A 19,870-nucleotide genomic window follows, 5' to 3' on the forward strand; every position below is an offset into this window, starting at 1 on the left:
CTTGGCACAAATGGAGTGTGTACCTTTGGTCAGGATTACGGCAACTTTATACTCTAGATATTGGGTGTTGCGGGTGTATTTGGAATGAAACCCTGTGGTGCATTCCCAATTCCATCCCAGCCTGGAATAGCAAGACAATCAGTCAATTGCCTTCAATTATTGACTTCACCTTTATTCTCCAAATCGTCTGATTTTCATTCAGTTTCAAGCCCAATTGGGAGGTCTCATAAATTTTCCGAAATCAAACCGAATTCCTTGATTTGAGCGTTTAATCCCATTCAGCTTCCCCTCCCCGGAAATTTGTAAATCAGTTTTTTAACCCGAATTCTAAGACAACGAAAAAGAATCGTAAAGCATCTATCTTGGAGTAAGTTAGATGGAAACATGCATTCCGTTTCCAAATGAGATTGAAACCACAAGAAAATCAGACTATTGTCAGACTAATTCCTGACACCAATAGGGTGAAGTCAAAACAATCAACAACTAATTGACCATCAATTAATTATGCTATTGTATTGAGTTTGTAATGTATAAAACGGGGTTTAACGTGCAAATCCTTCATGTTCATTTGAAAATTATGGGAAATGGGTTTTTAGACTTGCGCTCTGTTTACCATTTTGGTTCCGTTTTCACCGCCCCATTTCATCTGCTTTGTTTCTAGGGATTCACCAGAATATGGATCGGATGGAGAATTGTGTTTTGAATTTGCTGGATTTGATCCAAGTCAGGCTTTCCATCAAAGACGAGATACCTGAACTTGCTGCTGTAACGCTCTCCCGGGGCTAGAAAAAACCCTTCTTCTATCACTGGGGAGTAGACCCAGTAGGGCATGGTGGGATGCACCCGGATGGCTTGGGGATATTTGAAATTCTCCGGAAAACCGAAAATGGTAATCCCCGTTGCCTTGCCATCGATGTTTCCACTGCTGGTTACCCATTGGGCCTTTTGATTGTTCGCTTGTGCCAAAGTATGGCCTTGATCCGTTGTGATTTCCCAGGGATTTTGGTACTGAAGGCTGTCGTCGGGGTTCCATGCCTTGCTCCCGCGAAATGCCATTCCGCCATAGATGTATTTGTCCATGAACAAGGTGTCGTTTGATGTGTTCACCTGGGTGGACAGGATGTCAAAAAGGTGAAATCCTTTGCTTGGATAGACTTTTATTTCCCAGGTCTCTTCCAATGCTTCACCATCGATCAAACTGATATGGCTAAGCATCGCCACCAATTCCGCATAGGCTGTGCCAGACTTTTGGCTGATGGTTTGCTTGTGTGAAACAGTTCCTAAACTGTCCAATTGATTCCAGAAATCCACTTTTTTCCCTTTAAAACGGGTCTTTGCCCAAGCGTTATAAATGGCATGTTGGTGGAGATGCCCCATAGGGAAATCATCGGTCAGGATTTGGCCTTCGGGGCTTTTTACTGGATGTATAAACCCACTTTTCTTATAGCTTTCGCTTTGACCATCGGGGGGATAAGCAAATGTGGGGTGGTAGGTCAATACCTCGTTTCCTGCGTTCAGGATCTGGATTTTTCCTTCCGTTTCTCGCAAATCCAGTCCTCCGGAATTGCTTTCCGTACCTTTTTTCAGCTCAAGGGTGAGCGTTTGATTCGCCTGTAAACGGTCTAGAAAAATCGACATTTGGCCTTCCGATATCTGGGGAGAATAAAGTTTTCCCGAGGCCATATCTTCAAGGACATATGTTGAATTGGGGTCTAGGCCGGAAGGGATTTCGAAGTGGACTGGGATGCCGATTCTGTCGATTTCCCCTGCCTCTATCTTGACCCTGACCAAAGGCTTTTGACAGGAGAAAAGGGCGAGTAGCGCGAGCAATATGATCGGGGAAAGCTGTTTCATGGCATCTCTATTTAGGCGGTAATTAACTTTAAATAATAGTTAAATTGCGCAATGTTACATAAAAATATGGTGAAAGATACTTGTTCTATCAAAAAAAATATCAACGTGTTTTCAGGGATTTGTTGTGGATTCAAAAATTTATCTATTGTATTTGAACCGATTTCATAATAAATAAACGGTTTTGTTTACAATTTGAAAAGGAATAACCCTGTCTTGCCTTTTTAATTTTTCGGGGGGTATTTGAAACATTAAATTTAATTCCTTCCTTTGGATTCGATCCATTCTTTCCCATGGCAACAGATTTCAAAGGAGCTGCAATTCAAAAAATCGTTTTGGATTTGTCGAAAGGCGATGAAAAAGCCTTCGAGAAATTGTACACGCTTTTTGCGGAAAAAATCTATCATGTCGCCAGAAAAATGAATCTTTGCCATGAGGATGCGGAAGGGATTGTGCAGGACATTTTTCTGAAAATATGGAAAAAACGCGAAAGCCTAAATCCTGAATTGTCCATCAATGCCTACATGATTGCGATGGTGCGGTCACTGGTCATCAAAAAGAGTAAAAAAGAAGCCCGATTTTTTGCTTATCAGCAGTACAAAATCCCACTGCTTGCTCTCCAATATGGATTGGACCCCGAAAATGAGATGATTTATACCGATTTTCATCAAATATCCTCCGATATCATCGACCAGTTGCCCAATGGGCAAAAGCAGGTTTTCATGCTGCGCAACCACGAAAACCTGACAGTGGAACAAATCGCCGAACAATTGGGTGTTTCCAAACGAACGGTTGAAAACCAGATTTTCCGTGCATCCAAACAGGTAAAGGACCGCCTGTTGAAACTTAAAATCATTTCATTTTCAGCCTTCTTTGTTTTTTCTGAATCCTACATCTTATTCTGATCCCAGATAATCCGGATTCAATTTTTAGCTGTATTTTCACTACCCTTTGATGCTTTTTCCTTTTTGGATATTGGCGTACTGATTATCCCCTCATTTATTTGCCTATTGGGTTAATGGAGCGCTACCAGAGTTCATCGAATTTCCTGTTTTGAAAATGGCTTGGGAAAGTCTTGGGAAAAGGGATGCGAAAAAAATTGAATTATTTTTAAACCCCCGTGAGTATTTCACAATGCTTGAGGGTATATGTCCTAGAAATAAATGAAAATGGACAGAAGAAAACAATTGGAGGATTTTTTTGGAGGCAGGCTGGATGAGGAGCAGGCTAGGGAATTGGTGGTTTGGTTGGATACCCCAGATGGGGAAGAATTTTTGTCTGCCGAGGTGCTTGAACTATGGGATGAAAATCCCAAAAAGAATCGCTACGAGGAATGGGATGCTCCGTCCCTTTGGGAAAAAATAAACAAAAATAAAAAAGGTTATGCCAAACCGGTGGTTTTGAAAGATCCCGTCAAGCCAAAAAGAACCACTTTCAGGAAGTGGTGGGCTGTTGCAGCGAGTTTTTTGATCCTGGGTTTTGCCGGCTTGTTTTTGTTCGGTGTATTCCATCAGGATCAAGCGCCGATCCAATTGGCTGCAGGCATCAAATCGGTAGAACGGGTGAATCCGGCGGGTCAAAAGACCAAAATCCTCTTGCCCGATGGTTCCACGGTCTATCTGAATTCCGGTAGTAAAATCAGCTACAGTGAAGATTTTTTAACCAATCGCCGGATCGAGTTGGAAGGTGAAGCCTTTTTCAAAGTGGTAAAGGATGAAAACCATCCTTTTTCAGTTTTGGCCAGTGGCATTACAACCACGGCATTGGGTACAAGTTTCAATGTAAATACTTTCAGCAAAGCAGCAGAAGTAACGGTCACGCTACTGACCGGAAAAGTCAAACTCAATAGAAAAGACAGGGATAATTTTCTGATTCTAAACCCAGGTGAGGAATCGGTCAGCTCTCTAGACCAAACCATATTTACGAAAACTGAGGTGGATGTAAGATCTAGGATTTTGTGGGTGGACGGGGTCTTACAGTTTGACCAAACGGCACTCACCGAGATGGTTGATGAGCTGGAGCGCTGGTACGGTGTGGCGATTACGGTCAAAGGAAAACCTGATCATTTCTTGGCTTCGGGTACTTTCCAAGACAATGAAACGCTAAGAAATGTGCTGGATGTATTGGGTTCCTCGATAGGTTTCACCTTCGAAATCAATGACAAGGAAGTAATCCTTTTATTTAATTAAAGCCTGCCTATGGGAAATTAAAGTCTTTAAAAAAACAGGAGCATACGATCAATACGCTCCTGAGTCCATCAAATCAATGTTTCCATGAAAAGTTGTTGGTAGCACCTTTTCAATGGATCAATTCAATGTTTCATTATAGATATTCAAAAATATGAAAAAATTATTACTACTGGTAATTATGTCGTTCAAGTTATTAATGAAAGGAGTAGTTTTACTCTGCTTGACGTTTGGGCCACTGATGGCCAGCACTTCAAAAGCACAGGTCAAGAGTATAGATGAAGTATTCTTGAGATTGGAAAAAAATGAATATTCCTTGTCCCAATTTTTTAAGGAAACCGAGCAAAAAACGGATTTCAAATTCTTTTACACGGACAAGTTGCTCAAGTCTAATCCTAGGATCGTTGTCCTGGATACGCATGGCTCCGTCGAAGACCATCTCAAATCCATCGCAATCCAAACAGATTTAGGTTTCAAACAGGTAAACAATACCATCAGCGTGATCAAAAGAACCGAGGGCAAGGTGGCTCCGGTATTGGCGGTGCAAAAGGAATTTATCAGCATCACAGGGATTGTCAAAGATGATTTGGGAGAACCTTTGCCAGGGGTTACGATCATGGTGGAGGGCAGTGCTGTCGGTACGGTGACGGAGATCGATGGGCAATATACCATCGAGGCGCAACCAGGCGATGTGTTGGTTTATTCATTCCTCGGTTTCCAAAAAGCGAGAAGAGTGGTGGGAAACAGCCAGAAAATAGATGTCAATCTGATAAAGGAGGAAAATGACCTTGAGGAATTTGTCGTCGTAGGGTATGGCACCCAGCAGAAAAAGGACATCACGGGAGCGGTAAGCTCCATGGGATCCAAGCAAATCGAAGATCAACCTGTGGTCAGCATTGACCAAGCGATGATAGCCCAGATGGCAGGTGTTCAAGTGACACAGGCGACGGGTGCTCCGGGAGGAGGATCTTCTGTCAGAATCAGGGGCGCAGGGTCGCTTAGTGCTGGAAATGAACCTCTGTATGTCGTAGATGGATTTCCGGTGACCAACGATTTTGACCAAAGAAACAATCCGCTCAATACGATCAATCCTGCCGATATAGCGGATATTCAAGTACTGAAGGATGCATCCGCCACCGCAATCTACGGGTCGAGGGGATCCAACGGAGTTGTCTTGATTACAACCAAATCAGGGAAATCAGGTGTTTCAAAGGTTGATTTTAGCATCAACACCGGTATCCAACAAGTAGAAAAAACCTTGGATGTGCTGAATGCAACTGAATTTGCCAGATATGTCAATGAAGCAAGAAACAATGCATGGGTAAATTCCGGGCCGGGTCGCTCTGCATCCGATCCGAATTCGGCCAGGTTGAACAACATCATGTACTTGCTTCCCGAACAGTTCAGCAATCCGGAGGCTTTGGGAGAAGGAACGGATTGGCAGAATGAAATCTTCCGCTCCGCGATGATGCGCGATTACCAATTGAATTTTTCAGGTGGAAATGACAAGACCAAGTATTTTATTTCAGGAGGATATTTGGATCAGGAAGGTGTTGTCATCAACTCTGACTTGAAACGTTACTCTTTCCGGGTAAATGTGGATTCGAAAGTCAATGACAGGATCAGAGTCGGCGCGAATATTACTCCTTCCTATACATTTTCCAACCAGTCTTTGGCGGAAGGAAACTGGCAGGGTGGTGGCATCATTCAGTCTGCGATCACAGCAGGTCCCCACCTTAGTCCCTATGATGAAAACGGGAACTATACAAAAATCACCGGATTGGGGATCGGTACCTCGGAAGTCGACAATCCGGTCAAGATTGCAAGGGAGTATTTTCACCAACAAAGTACTTTGCGCTTGCTCGGTACGGCGTTCGCTGAAATCAACCTGGTGGACAATTTGAATTTCAAAGCTTTGGTAGGTGCGGACATGAGAAGCTTCGGGGAAGATATCTTCAGTTCCTCCATTATCAACCCAAACAGTGTCAATCCCACCAAACCTGCCACGGGGAGCAACACCACCTCAGAGCGAAGAAACTGGTTATCGGAATTCACCTTGAGTTACGCCAAAAAAATCAAGGAGCATTCCTTTGATGCAGTCGTTGGGTACACCATTCAGCAAGAACAGTTTGATTTCAATAGAATCAACGGAACCAATTTTCCCAATGACGAAATCAAAACCATGAATGCGGCAGGGCAGATCGTCAATGCCATGTCCACCAAGGAAGAATGGGCATTATTGTCATACCTCGCCAGGGTGAATTATAATTTCCAAGACAAGTATTTGTTGACCGCAACATACAGGAGGGATGGCTCTTCCCGATTTGGTGCAGAAAACAAATGGGGTGCTTTCCCATCGGTTTCCTTGGGATGGAGATTGTCACAAGAGAATTTCTTGAAAGACGTCAGTTGGCTGTCTGAACTCCGAATCAGATCGAGTTATGGTTTGACTGGAAATAATTTTATCACCAATTATGGATCCATCGGTCTGACAGGAGCTGAAAACTATCCTTTGGGAGCAGGATCGGGTAATTTGAACAACGGAATCAGGCTTTCCAATATTCCCAACAGCAGGTTGGGCTGGGAAAGAAACAAGCAGTTGGACCTAGGTTTGGAGTTTGGATTGTTGGATGACAGGATTTATATGTCCTTTGATTACTATAACAAAAGGACATCAGATCTCTTGCTATCAGTACCAGTACCCACGCTTACAGGGTATTCGACTGCACTACAAAATATAGGAGAAATCCAAAACAAAGGATTTGAATATACTTTGGTCAGCAGGAATTCAATTGGTGCTTTCAGATGGACTACCGATTTCAATATTTCTACAAATGACATTAAGGTATTGGCATTGGGACCTGATGGATCACCCATTATTTCCAGACAGGCAACCTCTGCATCAGCACCCACACATATTACCGAAATCGGTTCCGCGCCAGGGAGTTTCTATGGCTATAATGTGATCGGTGTCTACCAAAACCAGCAAGAAATCGACAACAGCCCAGTCATTTTAAATGGAAACGGTTCTGTCCAATCCAAGCCAGGTCAGTTGAGATTTGAGGATGTCAATGGTGATGGGGTCATCAATGCCGCCGACAGAACCCGTTTGGGCAGTCCTTTCCCCGATTTCACTTATGGGATGACGAACTCGTTTGCCTATAAAAAATTTGACTTTGCATTCACCCTACAGGGTGTCCAAGGTTTTGAAGTTCTCAATGCCGCCAGAAGATACTACGGTAACTATGCCGGTTCCTACAATGTATTGAGAAGTGCCTCGAATGGTTGGAAGTCGGAGTCAGATCCCGGTGATGGAGTTTCCCCGATGATTGACAGGAACTTCAATGGATACGCGGGAAGCAATGTGGTGAACAATATCACTTCCTTGTTTGTGGAGGACGGCTCTTTCCTAAGGATTAGGAATATCACTTTGGGCTATTCCTTTCCCCGAAGTGTTTTGGATAAATTGAAAATAGCGAATGCAAGGGTCAACCTGACGGTTCAGAATGCATTTACCTTCACCAAATACGAAGGGTACAATCCTGAAGTCAGCGCACAGGGAGGTAGTCCTTTGGTGCCTGGAGTGGATGCCGGTGGATACCCACTTGCAAGAACTTATATGTTAGGTTTAAACTTTGGCTTCTAAACAAAAAGATGATGAAAATATTTAAATTAAATTCAATCATAGGGGCATTAAGCATTATGGCTTTGGTAGGATGTGGGGATGATTTTTTGGACCGCGCACCTATTTCCCAACAAAACAGCAACAACTTCTACAAGACAGCAGCAGATATGAACAATGCCTTGACGGCAGTTTATGGTTCCTTGCAGTATGGAGGACAATACTATTCTTCCCTACATGTCATTGGAGACTTGCGCTCTGACAATACAGAGATTACCAATCCCAATGCGGGCGCAGACCTTCAGGCTGTTGATAATTTTACCAACGTAGCGGTAAATTCGATCAGCAGCAGCACTTGGAATGCCCATTATCAAGGGATACAATCCGCCAATATTGTCATCGAGAAAATTGCCCCGGTTTCTATGGATCAAAATCTCAAAGCCAGGTATACTGCTGAAGCCAAGTTTTTGAGGGCTTTGATGTATTTCAATTTGGTCAGGATTTATGGGGAAGTACCCTTGGTTTTGGAAGTAATCAATAACCCACAGGATGGCTATTCGTACGGAAGAAATCCGGTAGCGGAAATTTATGCGACCATTGTTGCTGACTTGGATGAGGCCGTGGCAAGTTTGCCTTATACGTACGGAACTGCCGATATTGGCAGGGCAACCAAAGCTGCCGCACTTGGTTTATTGGGTAAAGTTCACCTCACCCTGAAAAATCACCAACAAGCGATACAGGTTTTGGAAGAGCTGGTCAATAATGCCGGCACAGCGAAATTGCAGCTGCTCCCTGAATATGGATCCCTTTTTGGAGCCGCCAACAGAAACAATGCGGAATCCATTTTTGAAGTTCAATTCAAAAGTGGTGTAGCCGGAGAAGGAAGTCCCTTTTCCAATCAGTTTGCACCCATTGGATCGGGAAGAGCTGTCGTATCGGTCGGAAATCCACTGGGACAAAATATTCCTACCGCAAATATGGTCGCAGCCTATGAAGAAGGCGACCTAAGAAAAGCGGTTTCTCTTGAGACCAGTTATGTTCTGAATGGCAATACCGTAAAACATAATTATGTGACCAAATACTTGGGAACGCCAGCAGCAAACTTGGATAGCGATAACAACTGGATTGTTTTGCGCTATGCCGATGTGTTGCTGATGTATGCCGAAGCCTTGAATGAATTGGGCTACGTTGCTGATGGACCTGCCTTTGGTTATCTGAATCAAGTTCGTGAGCGTGCGGGTTTGCTTCCCAAGTCAGCGATGAATCCCGAGTCTGGATTATCGGTTCCGGATCAGGCGGCCTTCCGTTTGGCCATTGAGCAGGAGCGAAGGGTGGAGCTGGCTTTTGAAGGCCACAGATGGTTTGACCTGATACGGACTGAAAGAGCCGTGGCAGTCTTGGGTAACCTAGGAATGCAGACCCACATGCGTCTTTTCCCCATTCCCCAAAGCCAAATCGATATCAACCCCAACAAGATTACCCAAAACCCAGGGTACTAGAAGTTTTCTCCTCATCATGGATAGTTTTTCCTGCCTACGGCCAAATCATTTGGCCGTAGGCCTGGAGGACTATTGCTTAGACCCGAAATAGACATATCGTTTTTTTAATGGGCACAGGGCAAAAATATCAGGCTTTTTGGAGATGAAGGCAGCGTGCCGATGTAGTGAAGTCAAAAACAGTAAACCAAATAACCGATTGTTCAGCAATTCCAGGCTGGGAGGGATTTGGTCATGGATATTACGGGTTGAAATTTCCGGGTAATTAAATTTTAAAACACTGAAAATTATGAATTTGATTCAAATTAGGTTGCGAAAACACCTTTCTATACTTGTCTTTTTATTAGCGCTTTCTTTTCCGGGTTTAGGTTGGCAGCAGGCTTCGGCACAGGGCCTGACCCTCAATCAGAAAGATGATGGCTACCGTGGAATATGGTACAGCAACCAGCCTTCCAATGACGAATATGTCTACAAGTACAGCGGGGGCTTGGGTACCTACCCAGCCAACCATTACCCTTTTTCAATTCATGTGCCTTCCGAACAAAAAACCTTTTTTTGCTACGGCGGAGCGGACAAAGAAGGGAAAACCCTCCTGCACATGGTTTCTTATTTTGACCACAAAACGGGCATGGTTCCTTTGCCAACGATCGTGTTGGACAAGGAAACCAACAATGCGCATGACAATCCGGTCATGAACATTGACGACCAAGGATATATTTGGATTTTTTCCACGGCACACGGCACCAACACGCCCGCCTACATCCACAAGAGCAAGAAGCCTTATGATATTGCCGAATTCGAACAAGTATTTGCCAACAAATTGGTGAAAGATCAAACTGTACCGATGGATAATTTTTCCTACCTGCAGACTTGGTTCCAACCCAACAATGGATTTATCAACCTTTTTACCCATTATGAAAGGAAAGTCATTCCCGGTCAACCTTCAAAACCAAGAAGAACCATCGGGTACATGACGAGTCCCGATGGTGTGCAGTATTCTGAATGGAAAGATTTGGCGGCCATTCAGGAAGGACATTACCAGACCAGCGGCCAGATTGGAGAGGTTTTGGGTACCAGTTTTAACTTTCATCCTTACAAGGAAAATGAAAATGGATTGAATTATAGAACCAATCTGTACTATATCCAAACCAAGGATTTTGGTAAAACTTGGCAAAATGCCAATGCCGTTGATCTAACATTGCCTTTGACAACTGTCGAAAATCCAGCGCTGATAAAAGATTATCAGGCAATGGGACTGAACGTGTACATCAATGACTTGACCTATGACGCACTGGGCAATCCCGTCATACTTTTTGTCACCAGCAAAGGATATGAAGCCGGACCTGAAATGGGACCTAGAGAGTGGCATACCGCTCGGTTTACCGGGAAAGATTGGGAAATCCTCCCCATCACCCAATCCGATAACAATTATGATATGGGTTCTCTCTACATCGATTCCAAAAAGGAATGGATCGTCATTGGACCAACCAAGACCGGCCCACAACCTTTCAATACTGGAGGAGAAATGGTTTTGTGGAAAAGCTCGGATCAGGGGAAAAGCTGGAAAGCCAAGGTTTTGACTGATAATAGCACCTACAACCACTCCTATGCCAGGAGACCAGTTGGTGTACAGGAGGATTTTTATGCCTTCTGGGCAGATGGTCACGGAAGGGAACCATCCGTCTCCCGGCTTTACTTCTCGGACAAGAAAGGAAAGGTTTACCAGTTGCCCTTAAGTATGGATGCTGAATTCGCCAAGCCACTTCGGGTTAAAGTTTTAAATAAATAGGGGATGAGATACTTTTCCTACTGCTTCCTTATTTCACTTTTGTTTTTTTCCTGTAAGAAAGAAGAAAATCTAAATCTGGAATTGCGCGACAATCTCCTTTTGGAAGATGGGTTGCTGAAAATCGAAATACTGGCAGATAGCCTGGATGTTCCATGGGACCTTGCTTATGCTTCGGATGATTTCCTTTGGTTGACAGAACAAGGAGGAAGGATTTCCAGAATCAATCTGGGAACAGGGGAGTTCGAAACCATTCATTTTGTGGAAGAGGTGTGGAGATTGAGGACCACAGGTTTATTGGGCCTGGCGGTACACCCGGATTTTAAAAATCATCCTTTTGTGTTGGTGAATTATACCGTGGAGCAAGGAGAAAAACGGAGCAATAAATTGATGCGGTTCACCTTCCAAAACGGACGTCTGGAAAGCCCCAAAGAATTGTTGGAGATCCAAGCCAATACCGCCCATAATGGATCCCGAATCGCCTTCGGGCCTGATGGGATGATTTATTGGGCAACGGGAGATGCTTATGTTTTTGAGAATGCGCAGGATCCCGCCAGTCTGAATGGGAAAATTTTAAGGATGGACCTGGAGGGGAAAATACCTGAGGACAACCCTTTTCCGGACAGTTATGTATGGGCCAAAGGATTCAGAAATATCCAGGGACTTGACTTTTCAGCCCAAGGGTTACTGTATAGCTCAGAGCATGGAGATGCCATCGAGGATGAAATCAATCTGATCGTGAAAGGAGCAAATTATGGCTGGCCTTTTATAGAAGGGTTCCATGATTTAAAGGAAGAAAAAGAATTTGCAGAAGCCCAATCCACCCTTGAACCGCTTTACAGTTGGACTCCCGTCATCGCGCCTTCTGGATTGACGTATTACCAGGGCCCGATAGCCGCTTGGAACCACAGTTTATTGTTGACAGCCCTGAAAGGAATGGCCTTGCGGGTATTGACGCTGGACAGGGAAGGCAAGCGCATCATCGGTGAAAAGGTTTATTTCTATCAGCGTTATGGAAGGCTCAGAGATGTTGCGGTTGCCTCCAATGGGGATATTTACATCTCCACAAGCAACCAGGATTGGAATCCGCAACCTGGTTTTCCAAAAGTGGGTGATGATCGGATATTGAAAATCAGCATCGCGAATCAAGCCGTCCTCGAACCGATTATGGCGGATGATTTGGCTTCCAATACACAGTTGAAAGGCAAGGAGCTTTACAACAACTATTGCGCTTCCTGCCACAAACCGGATGGGAAAGGTGTTTCCGGGATTTTTCCGGCTTTGCTCGGCAATGAAGTTGTTGAAGGGGATACGGAAGCCCTGCTAAAATTATTGCTGAGCGGAAGTGAAGGCACGCAAACCGATCAGCGAATGCCCTCTTTCGCTTTCCTTTCCGATGACCAAATCGCAGCGATCACCAACTACCTCTACCTGCTGACCAACATGAAAAAGGAAGTGGTGACACCAGAGAAGGTTGCAAAATTCAGATAAGTATGGAAGGACAAGGATTCAGGAATAAGGTTTTTGGGGGATATGCAGCATTGGGTCCAGGGATCATTACTGCTGCTTTGGTCTTCGGCCCCAGTAAGATCACCATTACTTCCAAACTGGGGGCTTCTTATGGCCATGACATGCTTTGGATCGTGGTTCTCGCCATATTTTTCATGGTCATCTTCACCAATATGGGCGCAAGAATTGGCCTGAGCAGCCCTTTGAGTTTGTTGACTTTGATCAGGAATAAATGGGGAAAGGCCATAGGGATAAGTATTGGCTTAGGTGTATTCTTGGTTTCGACATCTTTTCAAGCTGGGAATTCGATAGGGGTGGGATTGGCCGTGGCTGAAGCAAGCCATACGCCGATTTGGCTCTGGATTTTGGTTTTCAACTCACTAGGAATCGGATTGCTTTTTTTCAAAAGTTTTTACAAAATATTGGAAAAACTGATGATTGGATTGGTAGGGATCATGCTCTTTTCTTTCACCCTGACTTTATTTATGGTAAAGCCTTCTTTTGAAGGAGTAATGTCAGGGTTTATACCCAGTATTCCCGATGGATCTGCGGGCTTGATGATCGCATTTATGGCTTCTTGCTTTTCCATTGTCGGAGCGTTTTACCAAGCGTACCTGATTCAGGAAAAAAGAAAAATCAACATTCCCCAAAAGAACAGAAGTAGCTCAGGGATTTTGATTTTGGGAGTCATGAGTGCTGTCGTGATTATCTGTGCCGCCACCGTTCTCTATCCTCAAGGGATCCAGGTGAGCAGTGCATCAGAAATGTCCATTGCACTCGAACCTTTGTTTGGATCCAATGCCGCCCATTTATTTTTGGTGGGATTGTTTGGTGCTTCCTTTTCTTCCCTGGTAGGAAATGCCACGGTTGGGGGGAGTTTGTTGGCAGATGCATTGGGCTTTGGACATCAATTGCACCTAAAGCGTGTGAAATACTGCATTGCTTTGGTTATGGTGGCAGGAGCAAGCATTGCGTTGATCTTCGGCAATCTGCCTTTGGAGCTGATCATCTTTGCGCAGCGGGTCACGATATTTTTGGTCCCGATAATAGGCTTGTCGATGTTTATGATCGCCAACGACAAAGGACTCATGAAAGAAAGGGTGAATTCCACGGCCATCAAGTTCGGTGGTATTGCCGGCATCATGCTGCTGGTTGGACTGGCCATCTGGAATTTCGGGGAATTGTTCAACAACTAAAAAACATAATTATAAAGTGTTATGACAGATTTAAAAGAATTGGAAGCACGAATGCTGGCCCCTTCGCAGGCTTTGATACAGGATATTTCCCGCATAAAAGGGGATATCATGTTGCTGGGTATCGGCGGAAAAATGGGTCCAAGTATGGGGAAGCTGGCGGTTCAAGCCTGTAAGCTTGCCGGTGTCCAAAAACGGATTATCGGAGTGTCCAGGTTTTCGGACAAAACAGCTGAAAAAATGCTTCAGGAAAATGGAGTCGAGACCATTGCCTGTGATTTGCTGGATGAAGCACAATTGTCAAAACTACCCCTTGTAAAAAATATAATTTATTTGGCGGGCAATAAGTTTGGAACCACAGGAAACGAAGGGTTCACATGGGCAATGAATACTTACCTGCCGGGAAGGGTTGCTGCTCATTTTTCGGCTTCCAATATTGTTGCTTTCTCTTCCGGAAACGTTTTGCCTTTCGTTGGGGTGAATTCAGGTGGAGCCTGTGAAGAAACCGCTCCTGAGCCTGTTGGCGAATATGCACAATCCTGCTTGGGTAGAGAAAGGGTTTTTGAATACTTCTCGAAAAAGAACCAAACACCGATGCTGATCTACAGATTGAATTATGCTGTGGATTTCAGGTATGGGGTGGTTCATGAAATCGCCAAGTCGGTCTTGGAAGGCAGAACGATTGATCTGAGTACTGAAAATGTGAACGTGATCTGGCAGGGAGATGCGAATGAAATCGCCATCAGATCGCTGTTGTATTGTCAGCATCCGGCAAAAATCCTGAATGTTACAGGTCCCGAGATTTTGTCCGTTCGCTGGATAGCCGAGCAGTTTGGGATGCTGTTTCAGAAAACCCCTGTTTTCACCAATCAATCCTCAGGCACAGCCTTGTTGAACAATGCTTCCGCCTGTCACCGGTTGTTTGGCTATCCGAGGGTAGGGATCCGTGAAATCATCACGGCGACAGCTGACTGGATTACCCAAGGTGGGGAATCCTTCGGGAAAGCAACGCATTTTCAAGAAAGAGGAGGTAAGTTTTGAAAGCATTGGACATCGCATTGGAAAATCATTTGATGGCAGGTACGGTGATACCCGCACATCCTTTGGCCTTGGATCAACACAGGAATTTGGATGAATCCAGGCAAAGACTGTTGACCAGATATTATATCCGCAGTGGTGCGGGAGGTATAGCGGTTGGAGTACATTCCACGCAATTTGAAATCAGGGATCCAGAAATTGATCTGTTCGAAACTGTCTTGCGGATGGCATCGGAGGTTTGTGCGGAAGAGAAAATCAATCGCCCATTTATAAAGATTGCTGGGATTTGCGGCCCCACTGCCCAAGCAGTTCAGGAGGCAGAATTGGCCGTGAAATACGGCTATGACATGGGCTTGCTGAGCATGGGGGGATTGAGAGAATGGACGGAAGACCAAATCATTGTTCGGGTACAAAAAGTCGCGGAGGTGATCCCTGTATTTGGGTTTTATCTGCAACCTTCCGTAGGGGGAAGGATCTTCAGCTATGATTTTTGGTGCAGGTTTGCAGAAATCCAAGGGGTCAAAGCCATAAAATGCGCCTCATTCAACCGGTACCAAACCCTTGATGTCATGCGGGCGGTAGCGAACAGCAGCCGCAGGGATCAAATAGCCATGTATACGGGCAATGATGACAATATTGTAGCAGATCTATTGACCCCTTATGTCTTCACCATCAATGGGGAAACGTATCAAAAAGAGTTTGTAGGTGGCCTTTTGGGGCATTGGGCGGTTTGGACCCATAAGGCAGTTGCATTGTTGGAAGAAATCAAGACTTTGAAGGCTGGGGGAAATGTGCAGGCACTTCTGGCCAAAGGCGTTTCAATCACCGATGTGAACGCGGCAATTTTTGATCCGGCGCATCATTTTCATGGTTGCATTCCCGGGATCCACGAAGTTTTGAGAAGGCAAGGTTTATTGGAAGGGATATGGTGTCTCAATCCCAAAGAGGTGCTTTCAGACGGACAAGCAGAAGAATTGGACAGGGTGTACGCCGCCTATCCCGAATTAAACGATGATGATTTTGTAAGTGAATTCTTGAGTGATGAAAAAAGGTAAAAAATCTTTAAACGTTTTATTATTTGGTTTTTTGTTTTTCGCCATGTGCCACCAATCACATGCCCAGAAAATTCAAGAAACGCTGGTGAACCATGGCCCTCAGTTGACAGCCAGCATGATCCAGGGAAGTTTATTTGTGGAAGACGCTAGCGGCAGGGAGTTGGTGTATACGGTGGTGAGGGGAGAACCAGCGCATTTACTGGCTTATGAAGTCAAAACGCAAGCCTTGGTCTTTGATGTTCCCCTGCCCAAAGCGGATGGAGCATGGGATTTGGCCGAATCCAGTGATGGCTATCTTTATATTCCCGGCGCAAACGGCTCCCTTTTCCAACACCAAATTGGCAGTGATCAGATCAAGGATTTGGGAATTGCCTTGCCGGAGGAAACTTACCTGTGGAATCTAACGGCAGGAAATGAAGGTGAGATCTTTGGCGCTACCTACCCCGGATGTAGGGTGTTCCGGTACCATCCCGATGAAGGATTTTCGGACGTGGGCAAAGGGCCATTGGTAAAGGGTGAAAATTATGTCAGGAGCCTTGCTTTCCACAAAAGGACAGGTTTGCTCTATGCTGGAATTGGCTCTCATGCTCATCTGATCGAACTCAATCCAAAAACAGGGGCGAAAACAGATATTCTACCGGAGGCCTACCGGGAAAAAGAGTTTGTCTACGGTTTGGAGATCGTTCCCAGCGCTTCGGGAGAAGATCGGTTATTTGCTTTGCTGACTAGTGGAAATCAAACTTTGGTGATCAATCTCAAAACCAAATTGGTTGAGCAGGAAATTGAGGGGATGGACCTCAAAGCTTTGGCTTCCAGTCCCTCAGGAGACCAGGTTTATGTAAGTTCAAAAGCTAGGATTCTGGCATTCGATCCCAAAAAACCCTTTCAAGAGGCAAAAACAATCCTCGCAAAAGCCGGGACAGCCAATGCCTTGCATTGGTCAAAAGCCGGACATTTGAAGGTGTTGACTGCCGGAGGGAATTTAATGATCGTTGATCCGGTAAGTCAGAAGGAAAGTAGTGCCCAACTGGATATTCCGGGCCAACCAATTCCGATCAATGCCATTGTTGCGGCTGCAGACGGGAAGATTTGGACGGGAGGATATTTGGCCGGTGGCCATGCAAGTTTTGATCCCCAAACCAACGCTGTAGAAGAGTTTAAAGGCTTGGATCAAACCGAGGGAATGGTTCGGTCTGGAAACGAAATCTATATGGGGATTTATCCCAAAGGTAAATTCTATGTCTTTGATCCCCAACAACCATGGGTGTCAAAGGAAGATAATCCCCGATTTCTGGGCCAAATCCCAGGTCAAAGCAGAGGGTTTGCCCTTGGAGCCTTGGGCAATACGCAAAAACTGGCCTTTGGGATGATCCCTGAGTATGGTCAACTTGGAGGTGCCTTGGTCGTGTATGACAAGCAAACCAAAGATTTGAACACCTTTGAGCAACCAATACCCGACCAGGGGATTTCAAGTTTGATCTATCATCGGGATGTACTGCTGGTCGGAACAACCATTTCAGGAGGTCTGGGAATTGCACCCACAACCAAGGAAGCCAAAATTTTTATTTGGGATGTCTTGGAAAAGAAAGTCGTGTATGAAACTGTTCCCGTACCCGGAGCATCTGCCATTACAGGGTTAATGGTTGGCCCGGATGACAATATCTGGGGGATGGCGGATGGCTCTCTTTTCGTTTTTGATCCAAAAAATAAAGTGACGCAGCGCGTCCAAAAGCTCTATGATTTCCCAGCTTTCAAAAGCCACCTCTGGCGGAGCGCATTCTTGGTACTGCATCCCAATGGCTATGTCTATGGAACCGATAACAAGAAGTTGTTCCGATTGGATCCGAGAAGTATGCAGGTTGATGAAATCGCCGAGGATGCATCGCTTTTAGTGATGGACCCAATGGGTCGATTGTATTTCAAAAGGGGAACTGAGCTTTGGTCTTTCTTTCCCCAATCCACCAATTCCAACTTAAACCAATGATTAACATGTTGAAGTCTTTATCGCCTGTCCTCTGTATGGTTTTTTGTTTGATCGCATCATTTGCCTGCCAGCCAAAAGCAAATGAAGAAAAAACAGAAAAACCGGTCAAGGATATTGTTGCCCACAGTTTTCAAACGGCTGTTCCGCTTTATCAAAACCTGCTGTCAGAGACGGGAGATGATTTTGAGAATTACCCACATTCCCTTCAGGCCGATGGAAGCTTGAAGTATCTTCAGATTGATGAATGGACAGGAGGATTCTGGCCTGGAATTCTTTGGAACATGTATGCCTATACCCAGGATGAATCTTGGAAAAAAGCGGCATTGGAATGGACCCATTCCTTGGAATCCAACCAGTTCAATACCAGTCACCATGACATTGGTTTTATGATGTACTGCAGCTATGGCAAAGCAAAGCAGTTTGAAGACAATCCCGGTTATCAGCAGATTTTGGTCACCTCCGCCCAATCCTTGGTCAAGCGGTATTCTCCCAAGGTGGGAAGCATCCAGTCCTGGAACCAGCGCAAGTCAAAAGGGGATTTCAATACTTGGGCATTTCCCGTGATCATGGACAATATGATGAACCTGGAATTGCTTTTCTATGCAAGTTCTGTGACAGGAGATTCCATTTACAGGCATGTGGCCATTCAGCATGCCGAACAAACCATGAAAAACCATATCCGGGAAGATTACAGTACTTTTCATGTGGTGAATTATGATCCTGAATCCGGTAAAGTTTTGCACCGTCAAACGCTTCAGGGATTTTCTGACGCCTCAACTTGGGCTAGGGGACAAGCCTGGGGGATTTATGGCTTTACCACCACCTTTAGGGAGACCAAAGACCCAAGGTTTCTGGAAGCGGCCATGGGTTTAGCGGATTACTTTTTAGACCATCCCAATCTACCGGATGACTATATTCCCTACTGGGATTTCAATGCAGGTGAGCCAGGCTATTTCCCGGATTGGGAATATGATGCCAAGGTTTACCCAAAGCAACCTCGGGATGCATCCGCCGCTGCCATTGCTGCATCGGCTTTGTTGGAATTGTCTGGGTTTGTTGGGGAAGAGAAACAAAAAAAGTACGATCAGGCGGCAAAGGAAATGCTGCTGTCGCTGAGTTCAGATCAATACCTGAACACCGATCAAGAAAACCCCTATTTCTTGTTGAAGCACAGTACAGGAAATCTACCCAGCAAAAATGAGGTTGATGTTCCCTTGATCTATGCAGATTATTATTTTTTGGAAGCCCTCCTGCGATTGAAGGAGATACAAAGTAAGTAGTCGCTGGATCCTTGGATATTGCCACAGGCATTCATTAACGATTAGATTGATTGGGTTAAAAATGGGAAAGGGATACCAATTTTTGGTATTCCTTTTTTTGGTGTGCCCGGCATTGTCCAACAGCGCTCAGGTCTAATTTCTTGGACAATTCCCTCAATATAAAATTATTTATGATTCCTTCAAGGGCTGCCATGACACCAAAGTCAGTGCTAAACGCCCTGCTTGCCCGCTTTCTCATAATGTTACATCCAATTTTTTTTTTGAACCTAGCCTGTTTTAAGCATTCCCAATTTCATCCCAGCCTAAAATTGCTAGACAATCAGTCTTTGTTTACAATTATTCTATTGGAAATTCGCCTTGCAAAGTCATGATAACAGTTTGATCTAGGAATTGGGGTGAGGTTCGGAGATCAGCCAAAGTGGAATAAAATTCAACAGGTCCTCCATTTTCAAAATGATTTCTAACTATGTTTCCAAATCCGGTCCTTTTAATGCGGTAACGATTTCGAATATATAGGGTGAATTTCGTTTACTGCAATCCCAAGCAATCCTGAATGAGGAGTAAATCAAAAGACTCGATATTTTTGAAAAAAAAACTTCGAAAAATCGCCCCTGAATAAAAATAAAAAACCCTAACTCTCTGTAAAACATCGGGTTAGGGTTTGAACTGGCAGAGGATGGGGGATTCGAACCCCCGGTACGCTTTAAGACGTACGACAGTTTAGCAAACTGCTGGTTTAAGCCACTCACCCAACCCTCTATTGTCGGAAACAAACCTTGATTTGTTTCTATAAACGAGTTTGTTAATGCCTTGTTCGATGCAAATATAATTGATTATTGTCCATATTCACAAACATCCAAACCCCTAAAA

At 44.6% G+C, this 19,870-nt stretch carries 13 protein-coding genes and 1 tRNA gene; 11 read left to right on the plus strand and 3 right to left on the minus strand.

Features of this window, described 5'->3' with window-relative positions:
* Positions 1-657: 657 nt before the first annotated feature.
* The gene (locus Q7J63_RS09785) at positions 658-1,854 is read right to left on the minus strand and encodes a PmoA family protein (protein ID WP_304885759.1); all 1,197 of its coding nucleotides are present in this window, start codon (positions 1,852-1,854) and stop codon (positions 658-660) included.
* 290 nt (positions 1,855-2,144) lie between these two features.
* Between Q7J63_RS09785 and Q7J63_RS09790 the strand changes: the two genes are divergently transcribed.
* From Q7J63_RS09790 to Q7J63_RS09840, 11 genes are all read left to right on the plus strand, one after another.
* Positions 2,145-2,756 (plus strand): RNA polymerase sigma factor, encoded by a 612-nt coding sequence (locus tag Q7J63_RS09790; protein ID WP_304885761.1) that lies wholly within the window; start codon positions 2,145-2,147, stop codon positions 2,754-2,756.
* A gap of 264 nt (positions 2,757-3,020) precedes the next feature.
* Positions 3,021-4,040: a FecR family protein gene (locus Q7J63_RS09795; protein WP_304885763.1), complete on the plus strand. Its 1,020-nt coding sequence runs from the start codon at positions 3,021-3,023 to the stop codon at positions 4,038-4,040.
* Positions 4,041-4,191: 151 nt separating this feature from the next.
* Positions 4,192-7,683 (plus strand): TonB-dependent receptor, encoded by a 3,492-nt coding sequence (locus Q7J63_RS09800; RefSeq protein ID WP_304885765.1) that lies wholly within the window; start codon positions 4,192-4,194, stop codon positions 7,681-7,683.
* Between the two features lie 8 nt (positions 7,684-7,691).
* Positions 7,692-9,158 (plus strand): RagB/SusD family nutrient uptake outer membrane protein, encoded by a 1,467-nt coding sequence (locus Q7J63_RS09805; RefSeq protein ID WP_370691885.1) that lies wholly within the window; start codon positions 7,692-7,694, stop codon positions 9,156-9,158.
* Between the two features lie 286 nt (positions 9,159-9,444).
* Complete coding sequence (locus Q7J63_RS09810) at positions 9,445-10,944, plus strand: BNR-4 repeat-containing protein (protein ID WP_304885766.1); 1,500 nt, start codon at positions 9,445-9,447, stop codon at positions 10,942-10,944.
* A 3-nt stretch (positions 10,945-10,947) separates the two neighbouring features.
* Positions 10,948-12,432, plus strand: a complete 1,485-nt coding sequence (locus Q7J63_RS09815; RefSeq protein ID WP_304885768.1) for a PQQ-dependent sugar dehydrogenase — start codon at positions 10,948-10,950, stop codon at positions 12,430-12,432.
* Between the two features lie 2 nt (positions 12,433-12,434).
* A complete protein-coding gene (locus Q7J63_RS09820; protein ID WP_304885770.1) occupies positions 12,435-13,646 on the plus strand; it encodes an Nramp family divalent metal transporter in 1,212 nt (403 codons plus the stop codon).
* Positions 13,647-13,667: 21 nt separating this feature from the next.
* A complete protein-coding gene (locus Q7J63_RS09825) occupies positions 13,668-14,684 on the plus strand; it encodes an NAD(P)-dependent oxidoreductase (protein WP_019598520.1) in 1,017 nt (338 codons plus the stop codon).
* Positions 14,681-15,736: a dihydrodipicolinate synthase family protein gene (locus Q7J63_RS09830; RefSeq protein ID WP_304885773.1), complete on the plus strand. Its 1,056-nt coding sequence runs from the start codon at positions 14,681-14,683 to the stop codon at positions 15,734-15,736. The genes Q7J63_RS09825 and Q7J63_RS09830 overlap by 4 nt, the downstream gene beginning before the upstream one ends.
* Entirely contained in the window at positions 15,723-17,720 is a 1,998-nt protein-coding gene (locus Q7J63_RS09835) for a hypothetical protein (RefSeq protein ID WP_304885775.1), read from the plus strand. The genes Q7J63_RS09830 and Q7J63_RS09835 overlap by 14 nt, the downstream gene beginning before the upstream one ends.
* Positions 17,721-17,725: 5 nt before the next feature.
* Positions 17,726-19,000, plus strand: a complete 1,275-nt coding sequence (locus tag Q7J63_RS09840) for a glycoside hydrolase family 88 protein (protein WP_304885777.1) — start codon at positions 17,726-17,728, stop codon at positions 18,998-19,000.
* A 55-nt stretch (positions 19,001-19,055) separates the two neighbouring features.
* Here Q7J63_RS09840 and Q7J63_RS09845 read toward each other — a convergent pair whose 3' ends face one another.
* Both Q7J63_RS09845 and Q7J63_RS09850 read right to left on the minus strand, forming a co-directional pair.
* Positions 19,056-19,238: a hypothetical protein gene (locus Q7J63_RS09845; protein ID WP_304885778.1), complete on the minus strand. Its 183-nt coding sequence runs from the start codon at positions 19,236-19,238 to the stop codon at positions 19,056-19,058.
* A 429-nt stretch (positions 19,239-19,667) separates the two neighbouring features.
* Positions 19,668-19,759, minus strand: a tRNA-Ser gene (locus tag Q7J63_RS09850).
* Between the last annotated feature and the right edge of the window lie 111 nt (positions 19,760-19,870).

The sequence above is a fragment of the Rhodonellum sp. genome (genome assembly GCF_030656585.1).
Taxonomy (GTDB): domain Bacteria; phylum Bacteroidota; class Bacteroidia; order Cytophagales; family Cyclobacteriaceae; genus Rhodonellum; species Rhodonellum psychrophilum.

Excerpts from the sequence above, each read along its gene's own strand:
- Q7J63_RS09785 (WP_304885759.1), bottom strand. The coding sequence starts at position 1,854 with ATGAAACAGCTTTCCCCGATCATATTGCTCGCGCTACTCGCCCTTTTC.
- Q7J63_RS09790 (WP_304885761.1), top strand. The coding sequence starts at position 2,145 with ATGGCAACAGATTTCAAAGGAGCTGCAATTCAAAAAATCGTTTTGGAT.
- Q7J63_RS09795 (WP_304885763.1), top strand. The coding sequence starts at position 3,021 with ATGGACAGAAGAAAACAATTGGAGGATTTTTTTGGAGGCAGGCTGGAT.
- Q7J63_RS09800 (WP_304885765.1), top strand. The coding sequence starts at position 4,192 with ATGAAAAAATTATTACTACTGGTAATTATGTCGTTCAAGTTATTAATG.
- Q7J63_RS09805 (WP_370691885.1), top strand. The coding sequence starts at position 7,692 with ATGATGAAAATATTTAAATTAAATTCAATCATAGGGGCATTAAGCATT.
- Q7J63_RS09810 (WP_304885766.1), top strand. The coding sequence starts at position 9,445 with ATGAATTTGATTCAAATTAGGTTGCGAAAACACCTTTCTATACTTGTC.
- Q7J63_RS09815 (WP_304885768.1), top strand. The coding sequence starts at position 10,948 with ATGAGATACTTTTCCTACTGCTTCCTTATTTCACTTTTGTTTTTTTCC.
- Q7J63_RS09820 (WP_304885770.1), top strand. The coding sequence starts at position 12,435 with ATGGAAGGACAAGGATTCAGGAATAAGGTTTTTGGGGGATATGCAGCA.
- Q7J63_RS09825 (WP_019598520.1), top strand. The coding sequence starts at position 13,668 with ATGACAGATTTAAAAGAATTGGAAGCACGAATGCTGGCCCCTTCGCAG.
- Q7J63_RS09835 (WP_304885775.1), top strand. The coding sequence starts at position 15,723 with ATGAAAAAAGGTAAAAAATCTTTAAACGTTTTATTATTTGGTTTTTTG.
- Q7J63_RS09840 (WP_304885777.1), top strand. The coding sequence starts at position 17,726 with ATGTTGAAGTCTTTATCGCCTGTCCTCTGTATGGTTTTTTGTTTGATC.
- Q7J63_RS09845 (WP_304885778.1), bottom strand. The coding sequence starts at position 19,238 with ATGAGAAAGCGGGCAAGCAGGGCGTTTAGCACTGACTTTGGTGTCATG.